The organism is Streptomyces sp. NPDC045431, from assembly GCF_040646655.1.
In the GTDB taxonomy this organism is placed as follows: Bacteria; Actinomycetota; Actinomycetes; order Streptomycetales; family Streptomycetaceae; genus Streptomyces.
The window spans coordinates 378,256-402,583 of the sequence record NZ_JBEZAQ010000004.1; the positions used below are offsets into that span (position 1 = coordinate 378,256).

The following is a 24,328-nucleotide window of genomic DNA, read 5'->3' on the forward strand; positions in this document are numbered from 1 at the left end:
GTGCACGACGGGCGACGGCCTCCGCTCATCTCTGTGGCCTGATCACCGACGGGGCCAGCCGGCGTACGCCAGGGGGAACAGCGCGCGGGCGCCCAACGGCACCGGGTCAGCGGGCGGGGACAGGTAGGAGCAGCAGGGCGGCGGCGATGATCAGGATCGGCGCCGACAGCAGTTCGACGATCCTGTGCAGGCGATCGAGGTCGGTCCCCGTTCCGCCGCGCCGGGCGTCGGCGCCGGATCGGGCCCTGGCGGCCAGGGTCGCGTCGACGCGCAGCTTGACCGCGAGCAGTGCGGTCATGACCAGCCCGCCGCAGAGGTAGAGGACGGCGAGGCGGCCCCCGGCCAGGAGCCGGGCGGACTCGGTGGCCGCCAGGGCGAGCGCGGCGATGAGAGCCAGGCGGTTGTAGCGGGTCCAGGCGCCCACCGAGATCTGCTCGGCGGCGGACGCGACGGCCGGGTCGCCGCCGGGACGCTGGGCCGCCAGCAGCAGCGGGCGTACCGCCGTGGCCATGACCAGGCCCCCGGCGGCGACGACACCCCGGGCGAGTCGTTCGAAGGCGAGCAGCAGAGCATCCATGGAACCGCCCAAAATAACGTGAGCGCGCACCGCACTCGGTCCGCGGTAGTGCGGTGCGCGCTCACGTCACTTGTCAAAGGAGGCCCAGCCCCATGGTCCCGCCCGCACGGCAGCGCATCCTCGACGCGACCGCACGCCTCATCCGCGAGCACGGTGTCGCCCGGCTCACCACCCGGCAGATCGCCGAGGCCGCCGACGCGGCGGAGGGCAGCATCACCAAAAACTTCGGTGGCAAGGCCGGGCTGCTCCGAGCCCTCTTCTCGGAAGAACTCCCGGAACTGCGTGCCTGGCAGGCTGCGGCCACCCCGCCCGGCCGGCGCCCCCTGCGCGCCGCGCTCACCGACCTGATCGCACGGGGCATCGACTACTACACGGCCGCCCTGCCCCTCCTGGCCATGGCCCAGGCCGACCACGACCTGCTCGCCGCGCACCGCGAGGCCGACGCCGCTCACGGCACCGGTCTGCAGCTGGCCATCGACCAGATCACCGCCTACCTGACCGCGTGCCAGGACGCTGGGCAGATCACGCCCTCAGCGGACCCCTACGCCCTGGCGATCACCCTGTGCGGCGCCGCCGACCTCCAGGCCTACACCGAGCACCTCGCCGGCCCCGGGGCCCTCCGCGGCACCCGCGAGCACCGCGTCGCCGCGCTCGTCGACACCCTTCTGCCCGCCGCGGCACCGCCCGTCGCGCCGGCGTGACCACCGCTGCCGACAGAAAGCCGCCGAAGATGACCACCCAGCTGACCCTGGAAACCGCCAGGACCCTCCACCACATGCTCGGGGCGGACATCGCTCCCGGTCTCAGCGAAGCGGAGCTCGACGCGGTCGAGGAGCGGTTCGGCTTCACCTTCGCCGCGGACCACCGGGTCTTCCTGGCGGCCGGTCTCCCGCGGGGATCGCGACACTGGCCCGACTGGCGCCACGGCGATCCCGAGGACCTGACCGAGCGGCTGGCCAGACCGGTCGAGGGGGTGCTCTTCGACGTGGAGCACAACGGGTTCTGGCATCCCGCCTGGCCGTCGAGGCCGGCGGAGACAGCCGAGGCACTGCGCGCCGCGAGGGCCGAGCTGGCGAGCGTGCCGCAGCTGGTCCCGGTCTACAGCCACCGCTACCTGCCCGGCACGGCGGGCGAGCACGGTCATCCCGTTCTGTCCGTCCACCAGACCGACATCATCCTGTACGGCAACGACCTCGCCGACTACATCCGCCACGAGTTCACCGGCCGCGCAGGCTCCCTTTCCGCCCGCGCGACCGTCGACTTCTGGTCGTACTTCGTCGAGGGCGGCCCCGACTTCGACGCCACCGCGCCCACGCCGTACGCCCCGTACGCCGCGACCGTCCCGGAGGCCGTCGAGTGCCTCCGCATGCTGGCGCTGGAACGCCTGATCGGCCGCCGCCCCTCCCCGGAGCAGCTGATCGAAGCCGGCCTCACGGCCCTGGTCCTCGACGTCGAGGCCCCGTCCCTCCCACTGCTCGCCGGCCTGTTGCGCGCCGAGCGTGACAAGGCGGATGCCCTCTTCGACGAGGTACTCGCCGAGCTGGACCTGGTTCAGGACCTCTCCGCCGAAGCGGCCCGCCGGCAGCTGGTGCACTGGTGGCTCCGCCTCATGGTGTCCGGCAGCCTGGCCCCCGGCCCCGGCGGCGACCTGGTCAAGCACGAGGGCTGGGCCGCCCTCGGCCACCCCGAAGGGCTCAGGCCCCTGGTCGACGCGGTCGACGCGTACAACGCCTGGGCGGCGCAGCCGCCGAGCCGCCGCGAGCACCTGGCGGAGGCGATCGTCACCGAGGCCGAGCGGCTGCTCTCGGGGGCTTGGCCTCTGGGGGCCTGACACCGCCGGGGCCTGACTCCGGCGTCGCCGTAGGAGCCGCCGCCGCCCGTCCCGCAGGACTTCGGCCACATCGCGGGACGGAACCCGCCATCCCCCCGGCGGGCGGTTGAAGGTGCGACGAGTCATCGACTGAACTGGGGCGCGGGCCCGCCGCCTTGCCGCGTCTCACGAGGACGCGCCCGCGCCGCTCCCACACACGTGTGTGGTGACATCGCCTCCTCCCACACGTTGGACAGTGCGCACGTACGCACCCCCAGTCCCACCGACGTCAGGAACCGCCCGCATGACGACCGACGCCGTCACCACCCAGCTCGCCGAACGCCGACTGACGCTCGGGATCGACCCGGAGATCGCCGACCGCTACCCCGACTGCCGGACCGCCGTCGTCCTGGCGCTGGGCGTGGACAACTCCCGCCCGTGGACGCGGACCGAGTCGGAGCTGGCCGCCCTCGAGACCGAGGTGGCCGACGGCCGGCGTGCCATGCCCGGCGAGGACCACCCGGCCATCGCCGCCTGGCACAGCCTGCTGCGCAGCTTCGGGACCAATCCGCGGCGGATGCGGCCGAGCGTCGACGCGCTGGGCCGGCGCCTCGCCAAGTCCGGGCGGCTGCCGCGGATCTCGCCGCTCGTCGACACCTGCAACCTCGTCTCCCTGCGGTACACCCTGCCCACCGGCGGCTACGACCTGGACCACATCCGCCACGGCTTCACACTGCGCTACGCCCGCCCCGGCGACGTACACATCCCCCTGGGGCAGCCGGACGTGCGCGAGACCCCGCTGCCCGGGGAGATCGTGTACGCGGACGGCGGCCAGGTGCTCACGCGTCACTGGAACCACCGGGACGCCGACAACACCAAGGTCACGGAGGCCACCGTCGACGCCGTGCTGTTCCTGGAGGGCATCTCCCCCGCCATCGGGCCGGAGGTGCTGGAGCGGGCGCAGCGGGAGCTCGCCGACCGGGTCGCCCCGTACGCCGCGTCGGTCACCCTGCACGCCTTCGACCCGGCCCGGGAGACGACGGTCGCCTGGTCGCCCACACGCTGACCCGTGGAGACCTACTTCGCGGGGATGCTGCTCGGGCTGGCCATGATCACACCGATCGGGCCGCAGAACATCTTCCTCATCAACCAGGGCTTCACCTTCGGCGTGCCGCGCGTCTTCGTCGCGGTCGTGGCCGCCGGGGTCTGCGACACCGTGCTGATATCCCTCGGCGGTGCCGGGACCTCGGCGGTCCTGACCCGCATACCGGGCCTCAAGACGTTCCTCCTGGCCGCCGGGGTGGTCTTCCTGACCTACCTGGCGGTCAAGTCGTTCCGCGTCCGGCCCGAGGACTTCGACCAGTCCGCCGCCCCCGAGATGCGCTGGCGGCGGGTGGTCGCCCAGTGCGCCTCGGTCACCATCCTCAACCCCCACTCGGTGCTGGACGTCGTCGGCATCCTCGGCGTGGCCATCGCCGCCCAGGACCCCGCCCTGCGCCCCGTCTTCGCCGCCGGCACCGTGAGCGCCTCGTGGGTCTGGTTCACCCTCCTCGCCCTGGGCGCCGCCACGCTCCGGCGCTGGCTGACGCCGTACCGCCGGATGTGGATCGACCGGGTCTCCGGAGCCCTGCTCCTGCTCTTCGCCGGGCTCTTCGCCCTCGAACTCCTCCGTTCCTGACGTACGCACCCACGCACTTACGCACCGGAAGGGATTTCGCCATGCTCAAGATCGGCTTAGTGCAGCAGAGCGCCTGGGACCTCCCCATCGACTCCATGCCGCTCGCCGCCGGGTACCTGAAGGCCGTGCTGGACGCCGACTCCGACCTCGGACCCGAGACGGACGTGCGCATCCACAACCTGCGCGGCGGCTGGTCCATCACGCAGATGGCGCGCATCATCTTCGGCGACGGCGACATACCGGATGTCCTGGCCTTCTCCGTACTGGGCTGGAACTACCGCAACTTCGCCTGCCTCGCCGAGCTGTTCAAGCAGCTCAAGCCGGACGGCGTCACCGTCTTCGGCGGCAACCACGTCAGCAACCAGGGCACCAAGGTGTTCCGCGAGTGCCCGGCCGTCGACATCGTCGTCAACGGCGAGGGCGAGCTGACCTTCCGGGACCTGACCGCCGCCCTGCTCGCCGACCGCCGCCGGCCGGACCTCGCCGGTGTCGCCGGGCTCTCCTTCCGGTCGCCGGAGGACGGCACGAGCTGCGTGACCACGGCGGACCGCGACCGGATCGACGACCTGGACGTCATCCCCTCGCCGTTCCTCACCGGGGCGATCCCGCTCCTCGACCGCGATGGGCACTTCCCGTACGAGTTCGCCCTCCTGGAGACCAACCGTGGCTGCCCGTACAAGTGCTCCTTCTGCTACTGGGGCGGCGCCACCGGCCAGCGCGTCCGGTCCTTCTCGCGCGAGCGGCTCGCCGCCGAACTCGACCTGTTCGGGTACCACGAGGTCCCCACCGTCTTCCTCTGCGACGCCAACTTCGGCATGCTCCAGGCCGACGAGGAGTTCACCGAGGACCTCCTGCGGATGAACGAGAAGTACGGCTTCCCCACCGCCCTGGAGGCGAACTGGGCGAAGAACAAGTCCGAGCGCTTCCACCGCATCGTCCGCACTCTCAAGGAGCGCGGCTTCAAGAGCTCCTTCACACTGGCGCTCCAGACCCTCTCCGACGAGGCGCTCACCGACATGAAGCGCCGCAACATGAAGCTGAACCAGTGGGAGGAGCTGACCGACTGGCTGGCGGAGGAGGAGATGGAGGCGTTCGTCGAGCTCATCTGGGGCGCCCCCGGCGAGACGACGGAGTCCTTCTTCGACGGGTACGACCGGCTCGCCGAGAAGGTCCCCCGGATCGCCGTCTATCCGCTGCTGCTCCTGCCGAACACCGCCTACAGCGAGCAGCGCGACCTCCACGGCTTCGTGACCGTACGCGGCCAGTCGGACGACTTCGAGTACGTGCTCGCCAACCGCAGCTCCACCCTCGACGAGAACTTCCGCATGCAGCGCTTCATGTACCTGGCGCGGATCCTCGGCGAGAACCAGTACGTCAAGCGGCTGTGGCACCCGGCGCGGCGGCTGGCCGGGATGACGCAGTCGCAGGTCGTCCACTCGCTGCTGGAGTGGATCGACGCCTCCGACCACCCCTCCGTCGCCGCCTTCCGTGACGGCTTCCCGGTGATCGCCGAGTCGCCGGCCGTCGCGGCCGGCCACCGCATGCTCTACGGCGACCCGCTGCTGGACCGCGAGATCGAACGGTGGTGGACGGAGACGGTCGTGGAGCGCTTCCCGGCGGAGTGGGCGGACGCGGGCCGGTACATGTACGCCTTCGAGCGCTGGAGCCGGCCCGTCTACCAGCCGCCGGGCGCCGTGCTGCCGGCGGGATGGCGCGAGGCCGGGGACGGTACGTACGAGAGCGAGGAGGTCGCCTTCCCGTACCCCATGGCGGAGCTCCTGGACGCCGTCGCCGCCGGGGACCTCACGCCGCCGCGCGCGGAGGAGACCCGCTATGTGTTCCGGGGCCTGCGCGGCTTCTACCAGCACCTCGACAACCACGAGACCGGCGCCCACTACTTCACCCGTGCCGCCCGCGTTCCCGTGCCGGCCTGAGCCGCGCCGCGCTCTCAGCCGAGCCGCGCTCTCAGGCGGCGTGCGGGAGCGGGTTCCCGTGGCGCAGCAGCCACTGCCGGTACGGGGCCGCGCGCAGGGCCGCCTCGCGGTAGGCGGCCGCGAGCTCCGCGTACGCCGCCTCGGCGGCCTCGGCGCCCGGCCGGTGGTACAGCAGCAGGCGTACGGCGAGGGGGTCGTCGCGTAACGGGCGGATCGCCATGTCGTCGCGCGGCCCCGAGGTCGGCTGGCACGGGGCCACGACCTCGCCGGCCACGATGAGCGACGCGGCCGTGTGGTAGTCGCCGTGCAGCACGGGCGGGTCGATCCCGGCCGCCCACAGCACCCGCCGCAACCCGTCCCACTCGCCGTCCACGGTCGGGTCGACCATCCACCGGTCGCCGGCCAGGTCGGCGAGGTCCACGACGGGCGCGGCGGCCGCCGGGTGGTCCCGGGCCAGGGAGATGAACTGCGGCTCCCGCTCGACCAGCACGCGCCGCTCCAGCCCCTCCGGCACGCGCAGCGGACAGCCCTCCACCTCGTGGACGAAGGCCACGTCGAGCCGCCCGGCCGCGAGGTCGTGCAGCAGGGCGCCCGCCGAGACGTCCATGTGCAGCGAGATGTCCGTGCCGGGCAGCCGTCCGCGCAGCCGCCGCAGCCAGCCCGCGAGCGCCCGGCTGGCGGTGGAGCCGATGCGGAGCCGGGCCGTGCCGTCGGCACGCGCGGCCGCGGCACGGGTCTCGCTGACGAGCCGGTCCAGCTGCGCCACCAGGGGGCGGGCGCGGCTCAGTACGGCGAGGCCGATCGGGGTCGGCCGGCAGCCGGTCCGCTCGCGGGCGAAGAGCTCGGCGCCAAGGGCGTGTTCGATGCGGCGCAACTGGGTCGTCAGCGACGGCTGGCTGATGCCCAGGTGCCGGGCGGCCTTGTGCAGGCTGCCCGTGTCGGCGATGGCGCACAGCGCCCGCAGATGCCTCACCTCCAGCTCCATGCCCCGAGGGTAGGGCGGGCCCCTGGCGTCACACCAGACTCAAGGACCGGGCGGAAAAGGCCTGTTGAGGGGCGATGCGCTCGTCCTATCGCCCGTTGACATCATCCGTACGCGCGGTGGGCTCCTCGACACTCTGTCCCACCGACGTCCCGCCGGCGTCGGTCCGACATCCGACCGAACGCGTCCACCCAACCGTTCGGGAGCGAGTAGGAGCCCCCCATGAGACACCGCAAGGCCGTACTGGCCGCCGCCCTGAGCCTGACCGCGGCTCTGGCGGCCGTACCCGCCACGACCGCCACCGCCGCGCCCTCCCCGGCCCCCGGCTACGCGGCGTACGCCGGGTCGGCCGAGAACGCCAAGGCCAACAAGGCGTTCTACGAGGCCGTGATGCGCTCGGTCGCCGAGAAGCGCGCCGCCGACCCCGGCGCGCTCGCCGTCACCGTCGTCTACTCGGCGGCCAACGCGCCGAGCTTCCGCACCCAGATAGCCCGCTCCACGCAGATCTGGAACAGCTCCGTCAGCAACGTGAAGCTGCAGGAGGGCAGCAACCCGGACTTCCGGTACTACGAGGGCAACGACTCGCGCGGTTCGTACGCGTCGACCGACGGGCACGGCAACGGCTACATCTTCCTCGACTACCGGCAGAACCAGATCTACAACTCCACCCGGGTCACCGCCCACGAGACCGGCCACGTCCTCGGCCTGCCGGACCACTACTCGGGTCCGTGCAGCGAGCTGATGTCGGGCGGCGGACCCGGCCCGTCCTGCCAGAACGCGCAGCCGAACGCGCAGGAGCGCAGCCGCGTGGACTACCTGTGGCGCAACGGCCTCGCGGCGGCGGTCGCGGCGGCGAAGGCCTCCTGACCCTCCGGTGGGCGCCCCGCGGCCTCGCGGGGCGCCCCGTCCGCCGTCAGGCGGCTTCCAGGAGCCGCCGGTCGAACCGCGCCCCGGGCGGCAGCTGACGCAGGATGCGGTCCAGCGCCAGGTCGAAGTCGCCGCCGGCCAGGCCGGACTCGTACGCCGCGCCGCCGAAGTGCAGGGTCAGCTGAAGATCCACCCGCTCGGGTGAGCCGTCGGACAGGGCTTCACCGAGCGCCAACAGGCAGCTGAGCGTGGACTGTTGGGGCGTGCCGTCGATGACGACGGGCAGTGGCAGGTCCCACTCCAGCACGCAACCCGCCAACGGCAGGCCGCCGTTCTCCTCCGCTGCCCGCAGCGCGGCGCAGCTCGCGCCCGCGTACTCCACGCCCCTGATACGGGTGGCGATGCGCTTCCCGTCGGACGTGATGGTGATGGCTTCCGCACCCCGGCGGTCCCGGTACCAGCCGGTCCAGACTTCCGTCGACTCCGATGACATGGCGCGGACTGTAGCGGTATGACTGCCTCCGACGTGCGGCCGGACACCCCCTCAGCCGGACTTCAGCCGGTCTTCGCCGTCTTGCCCGACTCGTCCGCGGAACCCTCCTCGCGGGACTCGCGGGAGAGGCCGCAGCCGGGGTTGCGGCATGGCTGGGGCTGCCACACGGGTGCCCAGACACCGAGGATCTTGCGTCGTTTGAGCGCCGTACCGACAGGCTGTCCACAGGAGGGGCACACGTGCTCGGGCCCTTCCCGGGGGCGGCGGACGGTGGGGCGTCCTTCGCTGCTGCCCATGGACTCAGGATAGGGCGGTTTCCGCCGGCCGCACAGGCCGGTACGGCCGGCCGGGCGAGATCCGCGCGGAAGGGGCGGGAGCGTGCCCGTCCGGTGGGCCCGAAGGCTCCGGACGGGCACGCCGGGGCGCCTCAGCGCGTACGGCGGGTGACGAACTCCGCCAGGGCCAGCAGGTCCCCGGCCGCCGCCAGGTCCGGCACGGCCCGCGACAGCTGGTGCACCGCCCGGGCCATCCGGTCGGCGGCCTGCGCCTGGGCCCAGTCGCGGCCGCCCGCCCGTTCCACGGCGTCGGCGGCGCGCCGTACGCCGTCCTCGTCCAGGGCGGGCCGCCCGTACAGCTCGGCCAGCTCGGCCCCGGCCGGCGTCCCGGAGCCGAGCGCGGCGACCACCGGCAGCGACTTCTTGTGCGCGGCGAGGTCGGCCCCGGCGGGCTTCCCCGTCCGCTCCGGGTCGCCCCAGATGCCGATGAGGTCGTCGATCAGCTGGAACGCCAGGCCGGCCTCCCGCCCGAACGCGTCCAGCGCCGCCACCTCCTCCTCCGCCGCGCCCGCGTACAGCGCGCCCAGGGCGCAGGCGCAGCCGAGCAGCGCACCCGTCTTGGCGGTCGCCATGGCGAGGCACTCGTCCAGCGAGACCTCGTGGGGCCCGCGCCCCTCGAAGGCGCAGTCCGCCTGCTGGCCCGCGCACAGCTCGATCACGCAGGCGGCGAGCCGGGCCGAGGCCCGCGCGGCCGCCGGGTGGCCGTCCTCGGCGAGCAGCCGCAGCGCCAGGGCGAGCATGGCGTCCCCGGCGACCAGCGCGTCCGGCATGCCGAAGACGGTCCACGCGGTCGGCCGGGAGCGGCGGGTGGAGTCCGCGTCGACGATGTCGTCGTGGAGCAGCGTGAAGTTGTGCGCGAGCTCCACGGCGGCGGCCGCCCGGACGGCGGCGTACGGGTCGCCGCCCAGGGCCCGCGCGGCGGCGAGCACCAGCGCGGGCCGGATCGCCTTGCCGCCCTGCTGCCCGGCGGCCGGGCTGCCGTCGGCGTGCTCCCAGCCGAAGTGGTACATCGCCACCCGCCGTATGGGGCCGGGCAGCGACTCCACGGTCGCGCGCAGCTGGGGCTGGACGACGGTACGGGTGCGGTCGAGGAGCGACGCCGCGGCCTCCGCGGCCTCCGCGGTGGCGCCCCTGTCCGTGCTCGTCATGGTCATCGCCAGCGGCTGACTTCGACGTTCTCCAGCACGCCGAGGGCGTCCGGAACCAGGATCGCCGCCGAGTAGTAGGCGGTCACCAGGTACGAGATGATCGCCTGCTCGTCGATGCCCATGAACCGCACCGAGAGGCTCGGCTCGATCTCGTCCGGGATGCCGGTCTGGTGCAGGCCGATGACGCCCTGGTCGGCCTCGCCCGTACGCATGCAGAGGATCGAGGTGGTGCGGGCCTCGGAGATCGGGATCTTGTTGCACGGGAAGATCGGCACGCCGCGCCAGGCCGGAATCTGGTGGCCCGCCACGTCGACGGTGTCGGGGACGAGCCCGCGCCTGTTGCACTCGCGCCCGAAGGCGGCGATGGCGCGCGGGTGGGCGAGGAAGAGCTTGTTGCCCCGGCGGCGGGAGAGCAGCTCGTCCATGTCGTCGGGGCTGGGTACGCCGTCGTGCGGCTGGAGCCGCTGCCCGTAGTCGCAGTTGGCGAGCAGGCCGAACTCGCGGTTGTTGAGGAGCTCGTACTCCTGGCGCTCGCGCAGCGCCTCGACGGTGAGCCGCAGCTGCTGCTCGGTCTGGTTCATGGGCTGGTTGTAGAGGTCGGCGACACGGCTGTGGACCTTCAGCACGGTCTGCGCGACGCTCAGTTCGTACTCGCGAGGCGAGGCCTCGTAGTCGACGTACGTGTGCGGGACGACGGCCTCGCCGACGTGGCCGGCGGAGAGGTCGATGGCCTTCTCGCCGTACTTGTTGGTCCGCTGCTGCGGCAGGGCCGCCAGGCCGGCGAGGTGTCCGGCCAGGGACTCGGCCCGTTCGGCGAGGTTGGTGACGTCCGCGCGGCTGAGTTCGAGGACGGTGCAGGCGGTCGCCGCGCGGGCCGTCCACTCCCAGGTGGCGTCCCGGTCGGTGAGGGAGTCGTCGCCGATGTACGCCCCGTCGGCGAGGACGCCGAGGATCGCCTCGTCGCCGTACGGACCGGTGCCGATCTGCTCGATCCTGCCGTGCGCCAGCAGGAACACCCGGTCCGTCGGCGCGCCCGCCTCGGCGATGACGTCACCGGGCGCGAACTCCCGCTGGACGCACCGCTGCGCCAGCTCTGCGAGCGCCGCGTCGTCCTCGTACCCGCGCAGGGCGGGCAGCTCCCGCAGCTCGTTCGGGATCACGGCGACGCGCTCGCCGGTCTGCACGAAGGTGACCCGTCCGTCGCCGACCGCGTAACTGAGGCGCCGGTTCACCCGGTACGTACCGCCCTGCACCTGCACCCACGGCAGCATGCGCAGCAGCCACCGGGAGGTGATCTCCTGCATCTGCGGGACCGACTTGGTGGTGGTCGCCAGGTTCCGCGCGGCGGCGGTGCCGAGACTCTGCTGCGGCGCCTGCTGCTCGGTGCGGACGTCCTCGCCAACCGAACCAACCGACATGTACTTCCCTCTCGATCATTGTCCGACCTTCCGAGGAAAAGCCTTTCAGCACGTGGCGTAGTCACGCCATTACACAAATGAGCGAGACTGAATCATCCGTCACGGGGCATGACACACGTTTCATGTCCGGATCGGTTCGTACGCCGTCCGAACGCCGCCGCGGGGCGGGGCCGGCTGGGGATGGCTCCGACAGGAGCCCCGGTACGGCTCGCTCACGTAAGGAGGCGGAGTGGCCACACCCCTGTCCGCGAACAGTTTTCTCGACGCACTGCGCGACGAAGGCCTCACGGTCGTGGAGGTCGGCGGTTGGCGCACCCACAACCGCAACCACAAGGGGCCGTGGGGGCCGGTGCACGGCGTGATGCTGCACCACACCGCCTCCAAGGGCGGCGAACAGACCGTCCGCGTCTGCCGGGAGGGCCGCCCGGGGCTCCCCGGGCCGCTGTGCCACGGTGTGATCACCAAGGACGGCCGTGTCCATCTCGTCGGCTACGGCCGCGCCAACCACGCGGGCAAGGGCGACGACGACGTCCTGCGCGCCGTGATCGCGGAGAGGCCGCTGCCCCGGGACAACGAGGGGAACCGGGACGGCAACCGGTACTTCTACGGCTTCGAGTGCGAGAACCTCGGCGACGGCGAGGACCCGTGGCCCGCCGTCCAGCTGGAGGCGATCGAGAAGGCCGCGGCCGCGATCTGCCGCCGCCACGGCTGGTCGGCCCGCTCGGTCATCGGGCACAAGGAGTGGCAGCCGGGCAAGATCGATCCGCGCGGTTTCTCGATGAACACCATGCGGACGCGCATCCAGGAGCGGCTGAACTGAGCGCACGGGCCGGTGGCCGGGGCTGGTGGCCCGGGCCCGGGTACCAGGCCAGGAGCCGGGCCGGGCCGGGCCGGGCGATGGGCCAGGCCGATGGACCGGGCCGATGGACCGGGCCGGGGGCTGCGTGACAATGGCCGGGTGACCGTGCTCGACCTGCCCTCCCTCGGCCCGCTGCTCCCCTCCCCCCTGGGGGCCGTCGAGGACGAGCGCCTCGCCCGGCACGGCGTACGGCTGCTGCTCAAGCGGGACGACCTGATCCACCCGGACCTCGTCGGCAACAAGTGGCGCAAGCTCGCCCCGAACCTGGACGCCGCGGCCGGCCGCCCGGTGCTCACCTTCGGCGGCGCGTACTCCAACCACCTGCGGGCCACGGCCGCCGCCGGCCGCCTGCTGGGTTTCCCCACCGTCGGGGTCGTACGGGGCGAGGAGCTCGCCGACCGCCCGCTGAACCCGTCCCTCGCGCGGTGCGCGGCGGACGGGATGCGGCTGCTGTTCGTGGACCGGGCGACGTACCGCGCCAAGGACGACCCGGAGGTGCTCGCGCGACTGCTGGAGCGAGCGCCCGAGGGGTGCTTCGTCGTACCGGAGGGCGGCAGCAACGCGCTCGCGGTACGGGGCTGCGTGGAGCTCGGGCGCGAACTGCGCGCACCGGCCGGGGCGGACGGGCACGTGGACGTGGTGGCGGTGGCCTGCGGCACGGGCGGGACGCTGGCCGGCCTGGCCGCCGGCCTGGGCCCCGGACAGCGCGCGCTCGGCATACCGGTGCTCAAGGGCGGGTTCCTCGGCGCGGAGATACGGGCCCTACAGGAGCGGGCGTTCGGCGGCCCCTCGGGCGACTGGAGCCTCGACGAACGGTTCCACTGCGGTGGTTACGCCCGCGGAACGCCCGACCTGGACGACTTCGCCGACGACTTCGCCCAGCGGCATGGACTCGCCATCGAGCGCATATATGTCGCCAAAATGCTGTACGGACTCTTCGCCTTGGCCGCGGAGGGCGCCTTCCCGCGCGGCACCACGCTCGCCGCCGTGATCACCGGCCGCCCCGAGCCCACTCAACCCGACGAGGTCCCCTCCCGGTAGGCCGCCGCCTCCTCCAGGTCGAGCCGGCGCAGCAGCGTGCGCATCATCTCGTCGTCGATGCGCCGCGCGTCCCGCAGCCGTACGAAGACCTCGCGCTCGGCGTCGATCACCTCCCGCGCGAGACGCCGGTACGTGTCGTCCGCCGACTCCCCGGTGAGCGCATTGACCGCGCCCAGCCGCTCCCAGACGGCGTTGCGCCGCCGCTCCAGGACCGTGCGGAGCCGGTCGGCCAGGGGCTGCGGCAGCGCGTTGCGCTCGTCGGCGAGGAGCTCCTCCAGCCGCCGCTCGGCGGCCCGGGACGCCTCGCTCTGGGCCTGCGCCTCGGCGAGGGTCTCGGCGGTGGCGTCCCGCCCGGGCAGCTTCAGGGCGCGGATCAGCGGCGGCAGGGTGAGGCCCTGCACCACCAGGGTTCCGATCACGGTGGTGAAGGTGAGGAAGAGGACCAGGTCGCGCGCGGGGAACGGCTCGCCGTCCATGGCCACCGGGATGGAGAACGCGATGGCCAGCGAGACCACCCCGCGCATCCCCGCCCAGCCGACGATCACCGGCGAGGTCCAGGTGACCCCCGGCTCCCGTTCGCGCACGCGCCGCGACAGCCACCGCGGCAGGTAGGTGGCCGGGAACACCCACACGAACCGCACGACGACGACCGCGGCGAAGACCCCCAGCGCGTACCAGACGGCCTCCCCGGCGCCGTACGGATCGAGCCCCCGCACCACGTGCGGCAGCTGGAGTCCGATCAGCGCGAAGACGGACGACTCCAGCAGGAAGGCGACCACCTTCCACACCGCCTCCTCCTGGAGGCGGGTCGCGAAGTCGACCTGCCAGGACCGGTGCCCCAGGTACAGGGCCACCACGACGACCGCGAGGACCCCGGAGGCGTGGACACGCTCGGCCGCCGCGTACGCCACGAACGGGATCAGCAGGGAGAGGGTGTTCTGGAGGAGGGGTGCGCGCAGGCACCGGCGCAGCCAGTGGATCGGCACCATGAGGACCAGCCCGGCCGCGATGCCGCCGATGGCGGCGAGGGCGAACTCGGCGAGGGAGCCCGCCCAGCCGATGGACGCGCCGAGCGCCGCCGCGAGCGCGACCTTGTAGGCGGTGATGGCGGTGGCGTCGTTCACCAGGGACTCGCCCTGGAGGATGGTGGTGATCCGGCCCGGCAGCCCGAGGCGCCGGGCGACGGCGGTGGCGGCCACCGCGTCCGGCGGCGCGATCACCGCCCCGAGCACGAGCGCGGCGGTCAGCGGCAGGTCCGGCACCATCAGGTGCGCGAGGTAGCCCACGGCCAGCGTCGCGAAGAGCACGTAGCCGACCGACAGCAGCGCGACGGGCCGGACGTTGGCGCGCAGGTCGAGGTACGAGGAGTCGAGCGCCGCCGTGTGCAGCAGGGGCGGCAGCACCAGCGGCAGCACGATGTGCGGGTCCAGCGTGTAGTCCGGCACCCCCGGTACGTACGCGGCGGCCAGCCCGGCCGCCACCAGCAGCAGCGGCGCCGGGACCGGTGTCCTGCGCGCCGCCCCGGCGATCGCGGCGCTCGCCGCGACCAGCCCCACCAGGGGCAGCACGTCCATCGCCCCACCGCTCATCGTCTCCCCGCTCTCGCTCGTGCCGACTCGTCCGTCACCCGGGGCTCGTCCGTGCGCGGCCGGAACGCGCGCCCCCGTCGTAACCTGGCCATCGTGAGCCAGTGCCCCCACGTCGCCGAACTGCCGCGCCCCGAGCCGGTGCCGCTGAGCGAGACCTGCCCGGAGTGCCGGGCCGACGGTACGCACCCCGTCCAGCTGCGGCTGTGCCTGGTGTGCGGGTACGTCGGCTGCTGCGACTCCTCGGCGGGGCGGCACGCCACACGGCACTTCAAGGACACCGGCCACCCGGTGATGCGGACCCTCGAACCCGGCGAGAGATGGCGTTGGTGCTTTGTCGACGGTTCGATCGTCTGAGGCCTGGGTACGTCAACCCTCCGCCGGTTTCTCGCGATTGGGTGCCGCAAACCCCTAGCCACTGTCCGTACTCATGTGCTTACCATGAGTGACAGGCGTCGGAGCAGGAGGCCCCGGCGACACGGCACGATGGAATCGCGATAGCGTCACGGCGGACTACGCACACCCGCGTATACCGCACGGCCCGGCCCCGGGAGGAGCTTCCTTCCGCGAGCCGAGCCCCGAATGAGCTTGTGCCACCTTGGAGGTGAGGGTGTCCCAGATCGCAGGCGAGCCCGGGACCCAGGACTTCGTGGAAGTCCGGCTGCCCGCTGCGGGTGCCTACCTGTCCGTGCTGCGTACGGCCACGGCCGGCCTCGCGGCGCGCTTGGACTTCACCCTCGACGAGATCGAGGACTTGCGCATCGCTGTCGACGAGGCCTGCGCGATCCTGCTCCAGCAAGCCGTGCCCGGCTCGGTCCTGAGCTGTGTGTTCCGCCTCGTCGACGACTCCCTGGACGTGACCGTCTCGGCGCCCACGACCGACGGCCGGGCCCCGGAGCGGGACACGTTCGCCTGGACGGTGCTCTCGGCACTGGCCGGCAAGGTCGACTCGTCCGTCGCCGACGACCGGACGGTCTCCATCAACCTGTACAAACAGCGCGGCGCGGGACCCGGGCCGGCGTGAGGAACGGGGACGGTCCGGTGCGAAACGAGGAGCGCGGGCCCCGGGCGCTGAGCTCGCCGGAGGGCATCCCGGAACAGCAGGCGCGGCCCCACCCGGTGGACGGTCTCGTGGAGACGTCGGAGGGGGCCGCCACGGCGCGGGCCACGACGGCCCGGGCCTCTACGGCGCGGGCAGATCAGGTGGACCGGATGAGCGAGCAGCACGAGCCACAGGAGCCCCAGGAGTCGCACGAGCGGCCCGAGCGGCCCCGGCAGGCGGCGCAGCACGACCCGCAGGACCGCAGCGGCGCACGGGCGATGTTCATCCGGCTGCGTGAGCTGCCGGACGGCTCCCCCGAGCGGGCCGAGCTGCGCAACCAGCTCGTCCGGATGCACCTGCCGCTCGTGGAGCACCTGGCGCGCCGGTTCCGCAACCGCGGCGAACCGCTGGACGACCTGACGCAGGTCGCCACCATCGGCCTGATCAAGTCGGTGGACCGGTTCGACCCGGAGCGGGGCGTCGAGTTCTCGACGTACGCGACCCCCACGGTGGTCGGCGAGATCAAGCGCCACTTCCGGGACAAGGGGTGGGCGGTTCGGGTGCCGCGCCGGCTCCAGGAGCTGCGGCTGTCGCTGACCACCGCGACGGCGGAGCTGTCCCAGCTGCACGGCCGCTCGCCGACCGTGCACGAGCTGGCCGAGCGGCTCGGCATCTCGGAGGAGGAGGTCCTGGAGGGCCTGGAGTCCGCCAACGCGTACTCGACGCTCTCGCTGGACGTCCCGGACACGGACGACGAGTCCCCGGCGGTGGCGGACACGCTGGGCGCGGAGGACGAGGCGCTGGAGGGCGTCGAGTACCGCGAGTCGCTCAAGCCGCTGCTGGAGGACCTGCCTCCGCGCGAGAAGCGGATCCTGCTGCTGCGGTTCTTCGGGAACATGACCCAGTCGCAGATCGCGCAGGAGGTCGGCATCTCGCAGATGCACGTCTCCCGGCTGCTGGCCCGCACGCTGGCGCAGCTGCGGGAGAAGCTCCTGGTGGAGGAGTAGGACCCGGGCCCGGCGGGGGTCAGGCGCGGCGGAGCTGGTCAGGCCCGGCGGAGGTGGTCAGGCCCGGCCGCGGATGCCGAGAGCCCTCGGGGTCTCCGGGTGGAGCAGCAGCACCAGGCCGGTGACCGCGGCGGCGGCCAGGGCGATGCCGCCCGGGATGGCGGCGCTGTCCGCCTGGAGCAGGGTCCAGGCGACGGGCAGGGCCATCAGCTGCGTGATGATCGCCGGGCCGCGGCTCCAGCTGCGGCAGTGCAGCAGGCCCCGGGCGGCGAAGAACGGGATGAGGCCGAGTGCGATGAGCGTCACACCGCCGGTCAGGGCCTGGGTGAGGCCGTCGGGCTTGCCCGTGAGGCTCGTCACGAGCAGGTAGGCGCCGCCCGCGAACAGGGCGAGCGCCTCCAGCCCGGCGACGGCCGCTGCGGCCGTGACCCGGGCGGGGCGCTGGGCGTCGGCGGCGGTCTGGGCGGGGTTCGGCTCCGTACTGCTCACCCCAGCAGGGTAGCGGCCGGGCCCGTCCACGTACTGGACAGGGGTCGGGAGCGCCTGTGCCCGGTACCGCGCGGTAGGTAACCTGGCGGGCATGCGCGCACTTCTCGTGGTCAACCCGGCAGCCACCACCACCAGTGCCCGCACCCGTGACGTACTGATCCACGCGCTGGCCAGCGAGATGAAGCTGGAGGCGGTGACGACCGAGTACCGGGGCCACGCCCGCGACGTGGGGCGGCGGGCGGCCGAGTCCGCCGACATCGACCTGGTCGTCGCGCTCGGCGGCGACGGCACGGTCAACGAGGTGGTCAACGGGCTGCTGCACCACGGCCCGGATCCGGACCGGCTGCCGCGCCTCGCGGTGGTGCCCGGAGGCTCCACCAATGTCTTCGCCCGCGCGCTGGGGCTGCCGAACGACGCCGTGGAGGCGACCGGCGCGATCCTGGACGCGCTGGGCGAGCGGCGCGAGCGGACCGTGGGACTCGGGCTGGCCTCCGGCACCCCGGGCTCCGAGGACGAGGCGGTGCCGGCCCGCTGGTTCACGTTCTGTGCCGGTTTCGGCTTCGACGCGGGCGTGATCGGCCGCGTCGAGCAGCAGCGGGAGCGCGGCCGGAGATCGACGCACGCGCTGTACATCCGGCAGGCGATGCGCCAGTTCCTGGACGAGCCGCACCGCCGACAGGGCGTGATCACGCTGGAGCGCCCCGGCGCGGACCCGGTCCACGACCTGGCGCTGTCGATAGTCTGCAACACCGCCCCCTGGACCTACCTGGGCAATCGCCCGGTGTACGCGGCGCCCGAGGCGTCCTTCGACACGGGGCTCGACGTGCTCGGTCTGAGCAGGCTGTCGACGGCCGCGGTGGCGCGGTACGCGACGCAGCTGCTCACCTCGACCCCGGAGCGCGGACCGCGCGGCAAGCACGCCGTCTCCCTGCACGACCTGACCGACTTCACCTTGCATTCGAAGGTCCCGCTGCCGTTCCAGATGGACGGAGACCACCTGGGGCTGCGGACGAGCGTGACGTTCACAGGCGTTCGTCGTGCACTGCGTGTGATTGTGTGAGTGGAAGAGCCCCGGGCCCTTTATCTCGAACGTATGGGCCAGGATCCACCCCATAGAAGTACGGCTGTGACCTAGCCGACACCGAGGAATCAAAAAAAACTTCCCGGAAGGGGTTGTATCCGCAGCCGAGGTTTGCGAATCTCTACATGGCGATCGGGACGGCCCGCAGAACCGGCCTCCAGGGAAAGCCAGAACCCCTCCTCAAATCACAGGACCACACGCCCACCCGGCGGTAGGCCCTTCACTTGTTGAGGGATTCGTGAAAGCGTTCACATTCACAAGCAACCTGAATGCAACACCAAGGAGAGGTAGCAGCCATGGACTGGCGTCACAACGCCGTTTGTCGTGAGGAAGACCCCGAGCTGTTCTTCCCCATCGGCAACACCGGTCCTGCGCTGCTGCAGATCGAGGAAGCCAAGGCTGTCTGCCGTCGCTGCCCCGTCATGGAGCAGTGCCTGCAGTGGGCGCTCGAGTCCGGCCAGGACTCCGGCGTCTGGGGTGGCCTCAGCGAGGACGAGCGCCGCGCGATGAAGCGCCGCGCCGCCCGCAACCGGGCGCGCAACGCCAGCGCCTGAGCGACGCCACCGCGACGAGCCTGAGGCCCGGCGGCGCGTACAGCGAGTACGCACCCACCCGCCTCCCGAGCCGCAGCGCGCAGCAGTAACCCCAAAGCGTTCGAGCCCCGGACCGTTCCCACGGTCCGGGGCTCGCTGCTGTTCCCGCTCGCTACTTCCTCTACTTCTGCGCTTTTACGGGGACGTCGAGCACCACGCGCGTGCCGCGACCCGGTGCGGGCTGCATGTCGAACGTGCCACCCAACTCCCCCTCCACCAGCGTCCGTACGATTTGCAGACCGAGGTTGCCGGCGCGCTGCGGATCGAAGTCCTCCGGCAGCCCGCGCCCGTCGTCCTGAACGGTGATCAGGATGCGGGCGTCGGCGGCGCGCGAGTCGCCGCGTACCGCGGAGACTTCGACGGTGCCGAGCTCGCCGGGGGCGAAGGCGTGTTCGAGGGCGTTCTGAAGAATCTCGGTGAGGACCATCGACAGCGGGGTCGCGACCTCGGCGTCGAGGATGCCGAAGCGGCCGTTGCGGCGGCAGGTCACCTTGCCGGGTGAGATCTCCGCGACCATCGAGATGACCCGGTCGGCGATGTCGTCGAACTCGACGCGCTCGTCGAGGTTCTGCGAGAGCGTCTCGTGCACGATCGCGATCGAACCGACGCGCCGCACCGCCTCGTTGAGCGCCTCGCGGCCCCGGTCGGAGTCCATGCGGCGGGCCTGGAGGCGCAGGAGCGCGGCGACCGTCTGGAGGTTGTTCTTCACCCGGTGGTGGATCTCCCGGATGGTGGCGTCCTTGGTGATCAACTCGCGCTCCCGGCGGCGCAGTTCCGTCACGTCCCGGAGCAGCACGAGCGAACCGATGCGGGTTCCCTTGGGCTTGAGCGGGATGGCGCGCAACTGGATGACGCCGCCGCTGCCCTCGACCTCCGTCTCCCGCGGGGCGTACCCGCTGGCCAGTTTGACCAGCGCTTCGTCGACGGGGCCGCGGGAGGGGGCGAGTTCGGCGGTGATCTGGCCGAGGTGCTGGCCGACGAGGTCGGCGGCGAGGCCCAGGCGGTGGTACGCGGAGAGGGCGTTGGGTGACGCGTACTGGACGACGCCGTCCGCGTCGAGCCTGATCAGCCCGTCGCCGGCGCGGGGCGAGGCGTCCATGTCGACCTGCTGCCCCGGGAAGGGGAAGGTGCCGTTCGCGATCATCTGGGCGAGGTCGGACGCGGACTGGAGGTAGGTGAGCTCCAGTCGGCTGGGCGTGCGGACGGTGAGCAGGTTGGTGTTGCGGGCGATGACGCCGAGGACGCGGCCCTCCCTGCGTACGGGGATGGACTCGACCCGGACCGGGACCTCCTCGCGCCATTCGGGGTCGCCCTCGCGGACGATGCGGCCCTCGTCGAGGGCGGCGTCGAGCAGGGGGCGGCGGCCGCGCGGGACCAGGTGGCCGACCATGTCGTCCTGGTAGGAGGTGGGGCCGGTGTTGGGCCGCATCTGGGCGACGGAGACGTAGCGGGTGCCGTCGAGGGTGGGGACCCAGAGGACGAGGTCGGCGAAGGAGAGGTCGGAGAGCAGCTGCCACTCCGACACCAGCAGGTGGAGCCACTCGAGGTCGGAGTCGCTCAGGGCGGTGTGCTGGCGTACGAGGTCGTTCATGGAGGGCACGTGTGCGAGCGTACCCGTGCGGCCGCGCCTGGTGTTCTGTCGGCCGGTGAGGGAGGATGGGCGCGGGATTACCATCTGCTTACCGATGGACAGACCCGATTGGTCTAGTCCACAATGCGACACACGACCTCCGCCCTCCCCGCACAGGAGGGTGGATCGAGGACCCGGCGCTCTCTGCCCTGACTGCGCCCGGGACCTCCCATACGGCCGCGGGACCGCACACCCGACGGCCGGGCAACTCCGGGCTGCGGTGCCGGACGGGTTGAGGGTCCCGTCGGGCGCCGCGGCCCGCGGGTGCTTTCGGGGCCGTGTTCACGCGCCCAGGGTGCGCGCAGGCCGCTACGCCGGCCAGGCGCGCATCGCGGCTTCGGCCACCGCCTCCAGCTCCTCCTTCGTCGCGCCGTCGCGCGCCTGCTGCGACATGCCCTGCAGCACGGCTCCGCTGAGGCGGGCCAGCGCGGCGGCGTCCGTGTCGGCCGGGATGCGGCCCGCCGCGACGTCGGCGCGTATGCGGGACTCCAGGCCGGCCAGGTTGGCGTTGCGGCGCTCGCGGAGGTCCTGCTCCACCTCGGGCGTCGAGCAGTTGATCGCGGCCGAGATCACCAGGCAGCCGCGCGGGTGCGCCGGGTCGGTGTACTCGCTCGCCGCGTCCCGCAGCATCCGCGCGACGCCGGCGCGGGCGGTGGGCTCGGCGTCCAGGGCATGGCTCACGAAGGAGCCGTACGTCTCCACGTACACGTCGAGGGCCTCTTCGAACAGCGTCTTCTTGTCGCCGAACGCGGCATACAGGCTCGGCGCGCCGATCCCCATCACCTGGGTGAGGTCGGCCACCGACGTCGTCTCGTACCCGTGCTCCCAGAAGGCCATCACCGCCTTCTCCAGCGCCGTGGCACGGTCGAAGGAGCGGGGCCTGCCGCGCTGTTTCGTCGCCATGGCTTCATTCTATAGCGCACACTAAAGAAAGTCTGGTACCGTCTTTCTGTACCGACCGCTATAGAAATTCGGGGGGTGGCGTCATGGGCGCACTCACGGGCAAGACCGCGCTGGTCACGGGCGGGAGCCGGGGCATCGGGCGGGGCATCGCGGAGCGGCTCGGCCGCGACGGGGCACGGGTCGCAGTGCACTACGGCACCAACGAGGTGGTCGCGAAGGAGACGGTCACCGCGATCGAGGCGGCCGGCGGCTCCGCCTTCGCGATCGGGCAGGAGCTCGGCGTCCCGGGGGACGCGGAAGCACTGTGGGCGGATTTCGACCGGCACGCCGATGGCCTGGACATCCTCGTCAACAACGCGGGCATCGGCCCGTCCGAGCCGTTCGGCGCGATCGGTGAGGCCGAGTACGACCGGGTGTTCGCGGTCAACACGAAGGCGCCGTTCTTCGTGACGCGGCTGGGCCTGGAGCGGATGCGGGACGGCGGCCGGGTCGTCAACGTGTCGACGGGTCTGACCCAGGCGGCGGTGATGCCGGACGCGATCGCGTACGCGATGAGCAAGAGCGCGCTCGACACCTTCACGCGGTACCTGGCGAAGGTGGTGGGCGCGCGGGGCATCACCGTCAACACGGTGGCGCCCGGCATCGTCGACACGGACATGAACGCGGCGTGGCTGCGCGCCGATGAGGCGGCGTGGGCGGGCGCGGAATCCTTCTCGGCCCTGGGGCGCGTCGGCGCACCCGCCGACATCGCGGACGTGGTGGCGTTCCTGGCGTCGGACGACGCCCGCGCGATAACGGGGCACTGGCTGGACGCGACCAACGGCTCCCTGCCGTAGAAGCGCTCACCGGACCGCTCAGCGGGTCTCGGTGACCTTCGCCAGGGCGCGCGGGGCGTCCGGGTCCTGACCGCGGGCGATGGTGACCTCGTAGGCGAGGAGCTGGAGCGGGAGGATCTCCAGGATCGGCTGGAGCTCCTCGGGGATGCCCTCCGTCGGGAGGACGAAGCCCGCGGAGGCCGCCGCGACCTGGGGGCGGGGGCCGACGACCACCAGGTCCGCGCCGCGGCCGCGGAGGCGGTCGAGGACCGGCTGGAGGGCCTCGCCGCCCTTGCCGTCCGGGACGACCGCGATGACGGGCGAGATGTTGTCGACCATGGCGAGCGGGCCGTGCAGCAGATCGGCGCCGGAGTAGGAGAGAGCCGGGATGTAGCTGGTCTCCATCAGCTTCAGGGCCGCTTCCTTCGCGGTGGGGTAGCCGTAACCGCGTGAGGTGATGACCATCCGCTCGGCGAAGCGGTAGCGGGCCGCGAGGGCGCGGACCTCATCGCGCCGGTCCAGGACGGACGCCGCCCGGTCCGGGAGGGGCGCGGCGGCGCTGGGTCCGCCGTCCCCGGCCAGGCCCTCGACCAGGAGGTAGAGCGAGAGGAGCGAGGCGGTGTAGGTCTTGGTGGCGGGCAGCGCCTTCTCCGGACCCGCCAGGATGTCGATGTGGTGCTCGGAGACCGCCGCGAGCGACGAGTCCGGGTTGTTGGTGACCGCCAGGGTGATCGCCCCCGCCTCCCGGGCCGCGCGCGTGGAGGCGACGAGGTCCGGGGAGCCGCCGGACTGACTGACGGTGACGACCAGGACGTCGGTGTAGTCGGGCTTGGCGCCGTACGCCGTGGTCGTGGACATGGACGTCAGGCCGCAGGGCATGCCCAGCCGGATCTCCAGCAGGTACTTGGCGTACAGCGCCGCGTTGTCCGACGTGCCGCGCGCCGTCAGCAGGACGAAGCGCGGACGGCGCTCCCGGATCGCCTGGGCCACGGCGCGGATCCGCGGCGCGCCCTGGTCGAGGATCCGTCGCAGCACCGCGGGCTGCTCCGCCATCTCCCCCGCCATGATCCGCCCCGGCTGCTCGCTCATGCGCACCAGTCGAACACGGGCCGCCGAGAAGCCGCCAGCGGAGAGGGCCATTCTGCTAGATTGGTCTATACCACCTTGTCATCCGTCACCCATCAGATCGGCAGGCCCAGCGTGGAAGTTGTCATCGTCCAGGACGCCAAGGCAGGCGGCGAGCTCATCGCCGAGGGCATCGCCGCCCTCCTGCGCCGCAAGCCCGACGCTCTGCTCGGCGTGGCCACCGGCTCGACCCCGCTGCCCATCTACGACGCGCTGATCGCCAAGGTCCGCTCCGGGGCCGTGGACGCCTCGCGCGCCCGCATAGCCCAGCTGGACGAGTACGTGGGGCTGCCCGCGGGCCACCCCGAGTCGTACCGCTCGACCGTGCTGCGCCAGGTCGTCGAGCCGCTCGGGCTGAGCCCCGACGCCTTCATGGGCCCCGACGGCTCCGCCGAGGACGTCCAGGCCGCCTGCGAGGCGTACGACAGGGCGCTCGCCGAGGCGGGCGGCGTGGACCTGCAGATCCTCGGCATCGGCACCGACGGGCACATCGGCTTCAACGAGCCGTGCTCCTCGCTCGCGTCCCGCACCCGGATCAAGACGCTCACCGAGCAGACCCGCGTGGACAACGCGCGCTTCTTCGACGGTGACATCGACCAGGTGCCGCACCACGTCATCACGCAGGGCATCGGCACCATCCTGGAGGCCCGCCACCTGGTGCTCCTCGCCACCGGCGAGGGCAAGGCGGAGGCGGTCGCGCAGACCGTCGAGGGGCCGGTCGCCGCGCTCGTACCCGCCTCCGCGCTGCAGCTGCACCCGCACGCCACGGTCGTCGTCGACGAGGCCGCCGCGTCCAAGCTGAAGCTCGCCGACTACTTCCGGCACACCTACGCCAACAAGCCCGCGTGGCAGGGCATCTGACACGCGCACACGCGCACACGCACAACGCACGAAGGGCCCGGTTTCCCCCCGGAA

At 72.5% G+C, this 24,328-nt stretch carries 26 protein-coding genes; 15 read left to right on the forward strand and 11 right to left on the reverse strand.

Features of this window, described 5'->3' with window-relative positions:
- Positions 1-106: 106 nt before the first annotated feature.
- Positions 107-577: a hypothetical protein gene (locus AB0A69_RS12790; RefSeq protein WP_361419327.1), complete on the reverse strand. Its 471-nt coding sequence runs from the start codon at positions 575-577 to the stop codon at positions 107-109.
- Positions 578-669: 92 nt separating this feature from the next.
- Between AB0A69_RS12790 and AB0A69_RS12795 the strand changes: the two genes are divergently transcribed.
- The 5 genes from AB0A69_RS12795 (at position 670) to AB0A69_RS12815 (ending at position 5,999) form a co-directional block, all read left to right on the forward strand.
- Positions 670-1,278 (forward strand): helix-turn-helix domain-containing protein, encoded by a 609-nt coding sequence (locus tag AB0A69_RS12795; protein WP_361419330.1) that lies wholly within the window; start codon positions 670-672, stop codon positions 1,276-1,278.
- A gap of 29 nt (positions 1,279-1,307) precedes the next feature.
- Positions 1,308-2,408 carry a hypothetical protein gene (locus AB0A69_RS12800; protein ID WP_361419333.1) on the forward strand — a complete coding sequence of 367 codons (1,101 nt, stop codon included), beginning with the start codon at positions 1,308-1,310 and terminating at the stop codon, positions 2,406-2,408.
- Between the two features lie 283 nt (positions 2,409-2,691).
- Positions 2,692-3,453, forward strand: coding sequence for a phenylalanine--tRNA ligase beta subunit-related protein (locus AB0A69_RS12805; RefSeq protein WP_361419336.1), 762 nt, complete (start codon positions 2,692-2,694; stop codon positions 3,451-3,453).
- A 3-nt stretch (positions 3,454-3,456) separates the two neighbouring features.
- Entirely contained in the window at positions 3,457-4,065 is a 609-nt protein-coding gene (locus AB0A69_RS12810) for a LysE family transporter (protein ID WP_361419339.1), read from the forward strand.
- Between the two features lie 41 nt (positions 4,066-4,106).
- Positions 4,107-5,999, forward strand: coding sequence for a KedN5 family methylcobalamin-dependent radical SAM C-methyltransferase (locus AB0A69_RS12815; RefSeq protein ID WP_361419342.1), 1,893 nt, complete (start codon positions 4,107-4,109; stop codon positions 5,997-5,999).
- Between the two features lie 31 nt (positions 6,000-6,030).
- On the opposite strand, the gene AB0A69_RS12820 is transcribed toward AB0A69_RS12815, so the two are convergent.
- Complete coding sequence (locus AB0A69_RS12820; protein WP_361419345.1) at positions 6,031-6,984, reverse strand: LysR family transcriptional regulator; 954 nt, start codon at positions 6,982-6,984, stop codon at positions 6,031-6,033.
- Positions 6,985-7,203: 219 nt separating this feature from the next.
- Between AB0A69_RS12820 and snpA the strand changes: the two genes are divergently transcribed.
- Complete coding sequence (gene snpA / locus AB0A69_RS12825; protein WP_361419348.1) at positions 7,204-7,848, forward strand: snapalysin; 645 nt, start codon at positions 7,204-7,206, stop codon at positions 7,846-7,848.
- A gap of 46 nt (positions 7,849-7,894) precedes the next feature.
- Here snpA and AB0A69_RS12830 read toward each other — a convergent pair whose 3' ends face one another.
- The 4 genes from AB0A69_RS12830 to AB0A69_RS12845 all read right to left on the reverse strand — a co-directional run bounded on the left by AB0A69_RS12830 (position 7,895) and on the right by AB0A69_RS12845 (position 11,242).
- Positions 7,895-8,341 (reverse strand): DUF6304 family protein, encoded by a 447-nt coding sequence (locus AB0A69_RS12830; RefSeq protein WP_361419352.1) that lies wholly within the window; start codon positions 8,339-8,341, stop codon positions 7,895-7,897.
- A 62-nt stretch (positions 8,342-8,403) separates the two neighbouring features.
- Entirely contained in the window at positions 8,404-8,637 is a 234-nt protein-coding gene (locus AB0A69_RS12835) for a hypothetical protein (protein WP_361419355.1), read from the reverse strand.
- 131 nt (positions 8,638-8,768) lie between these two features.
- On the reverse strand, positions 8,769-9,830 hold the full coding sequence (locus AB0A69_RS12840) for a family 2 encapsulin nanocompartment cargo protein polyprenyl transferase (protein WP_361419358.1): 1,062 nt from the start codon (positions 9,828-9,830) through the stop codon (positions 8,769-8,771).
- Positions 9,827-11,242, reverse strand: a complete 1,416-nt coding sequence (locus AB0A69_RS12845; RefSeq protein ID WP_361419361.1) for a family 2B encapsulin nanocompartment shell protein — start codon at positions 11,240-11,242, stop codon at positions 9,827-9,829. Before AB0A69_RS12845 ends, AB0A69_RS12840 begins: the two co-directional genes overlap by 4 nt.
- A 229-nt stretch (positions 11,243-11,471) precedes the next feature.
- Here AB0A69_RS12845 and AB0A69_RS12850 point away from each other — a divergent pair, with 229 nt between their 5' ends.
- The gene (locus tag AB0A69_RS12850) at positions 11,472-12,062 is read left to right on the forward strand and encodes an N-acetylmuramoyl-L-alanine amidase (protein ID WP_361419364.1); all 591 of its coding nucleotides are present in this window, start codon (positions 11,472-11,474) and stop codon (positions 12,060-12,062) included.
- A 138-nt stretch (positions 12,063-12,200) separates the two neighbouring features.
- Positions 12,201-13,142: a pyridoxal-phosphate dependent enzyme gene (locus AB0A69_RS12855; RefSeq protein ID WP_361419367.1), complete on the forward strand. Its 942-nt coding sequence runs from the start codon at positions 12,201-12,203 to the stop codon at positions 13,140-13,142.
- Here the strand turns inward: AB0A69_RS12855 and AB0A69_RS12860 are convergent.
- Complete coding sequence (locus AB0A69_RS12860; RefSeq protein WP_361419370.1) at positions 13,115-14,716, reverse strand: Na+/H+ antiporter; 1,602 nt, start codon at positions 14,714-14,716, stop codon at positions 13,115-13,117. The genes AB0A69_RS12855 and AB0A69_RS12860 overlap by 28 nt on opposite strands.
- Before the next feature lie 108 nt (positions 14,717-14,824).
- Between AB0A69_RS12860 and AB0A69_RS12865 the strand changes: the two genes are divergently transcribed.
- The 3 genes from AB0A69_RS12865 to AB0A69_RS12875 all read left to right on the forward strand — a co-directional run bounded on the left by AB0A69_RS12865 (position 14,825) and on the right by AB0A69_RS12875 (position 16,777).
- On the forward strand, positions 14,825-15,085 hold the full coding sequence (locus AB0A69_RS12865) for a UBP-type zinc finger domain-containing protein (protein WP_361419373.1): 261 nt from the start codon (positions 14,825-14,827) through the stop codon (positions 15,083-15,085).
- A 253-nt stretch (positions 15,086-15,338) separates the two neighbouring features.
- Positions 15,339-15,752 (forward strand): anti-sigma regulatory factor, encoded by a 414-nt coding sequence (locus AB0A69_RS12870; RefSeq protein ID WP_031076871.1) that lies wholly within the window; start codon positions 15,339-15,341, stop codon positions 15,750-15,752.
- Entirely contained in the window at positions 15,749-16,777 is a 1,029-nt protein-coding gene (locus AB0A69_RS12875) for an RNA polymerase sigma factor SigF (protein ID WP_361419376.1), read from the forward strand. Before AB0A69_RS12870 ends, AB0A69_RS12875 begins: the two co-directional genes overlap by 4 nt.
- Positions 16,778-16,834: 57 nt before the next feature.
- Here AB0A69_RS12875 and AB0A69_RS12880 read toward each other — a convergent pair whose 3' ends face one another.
- Positions 16,835-17,266 carry a hypothetical protein gene (locus AB0A69_RS12880; protein WP_361419379.1) on the reverse strand — a complete coding sequence of 144 codons (432 nt, stop codon included), beginning with the start codon at positions 17,264-17,266 and terminating at the stop codon, positions 16,835-16,837.
- A 91-nt stretch (positions 17,267-17,357) separates the two neighbouring features.
- Here AB0A69_RS12880 and AB0A69_RS12885 point away from each other — a divergent pair, with 91 nt between their 5' ends.
- On the forward strand, positions 17,358-18,326 hold the full coding sequence (locus tag AB0A69_RS12885; protein ID WP_361419382.1) for a diacylglycerol kinase family protein: 969 nt from the start codon (positions 17,358-17,360) through the stop codon (positions 18,324-18,326).
- 317 nt (positions 18,327-18,643) lie between these two features.
- The gene (locus tag AB0A69_RS12890; RefSeq protein WP_003953983.1) at positions 18,644-18,901 is read left to right on the forward strand and encodes a WhiB family transcriptional regulator; all 258 of its coding nucleotides are present in this window, start codon (positions 18,644-18,646) and stop codon (positions 18,899-18,901) included.
- A gap of 160 nt (positions 18,902-19,061) precedes the next feature.
- Here AB0A69_RS12890 and AB0A69_RS12895 read toward each other — a convergent pair whose 3' ends face one another.
- Together AB0A69_RS12895 and AB0A69_RS12900 are read right to left on the reverse strand one after the other, a co-directional pair.
- Positions 19,062-20,531, reverse strand: a complete 1,470-nt coding sequence (locus AB0A69_RS12895; RefSeq protein WP_361419800.1) for a PAS domain-containing sensor histidine kinase — start codon at positions 20,529-20,531, stop codon at positions 19,062-19,064.
- Between the two features lie 348 nt (positions 20,532-20,879).
- Positions 20,880-21,473 carry a TetR/AcrR family transcriptional regulator gene (locus AB0A69_RS12900; RefSeq protein WP_361419385.1) on the reverse strand — a complete coding sequence of 198 codons (594 nt, stop codon included), beginning with the start codon at positions 21,471-21,473 and terminating at the stop codon, positions 20,880-20,882.
- 83 nt (positions 21,474-21,556) lie between these two features.
- Between AB0A69_RS12900 and AB0A69_RS12905 the strand changes: the two genes are divergently transcribed.
- The gene (locus tag AB0A69_RS12905; protein ID WP_361419388.1) at positions 21,557-22,309 is read left to right on the forward strand and encodes an SDR family oxidoreductase; all 753 of its coding nucleotides are present in this window, start codon (positions 21,557-21,559) and stop codon (positions 22,307-22,309) included.
- Positions 22,310-22,327: 18 nt separating this feature from the next.
- Here the strand turns inward: AB0A69_RS12905 and AB0A69_RS12910 are convergent, their stop codons facing one another.
- The gene (locus AB0A69_RS12910; RefSeq protein WP_361419803.1) at positions 22,328-23,377 is read right to left on the reverse strand and encodes an SIS domain-containing protein; all 1,050 of its coding nucleotides are present in this window, start codon (positions 23,375-23,377) and stop codon (positions 22,328-22,330) included.
- 111 nt (positions 23,378-23,488) lie between these two features.
- Here AB0A69_RS12910 and nagB point away from each other — a divergent pair, with 111 nt between their 5' ends.
- The gene (nagB, locus tag AB0A69_RS12915) at positions 23,489-24,274 is read left to right on the forward strand and encodes a glucosamine-6-phosphate deaminase (RefSeq protein ID WP_361419391.1); all 786 of its coding nucleotides are present in this window, start codon (positions 23,489-23,491) and stop codon (positions 24,272-24,274) included.
- Positions 24,275-24,328 lie beyond the last annotated feature (54 nt).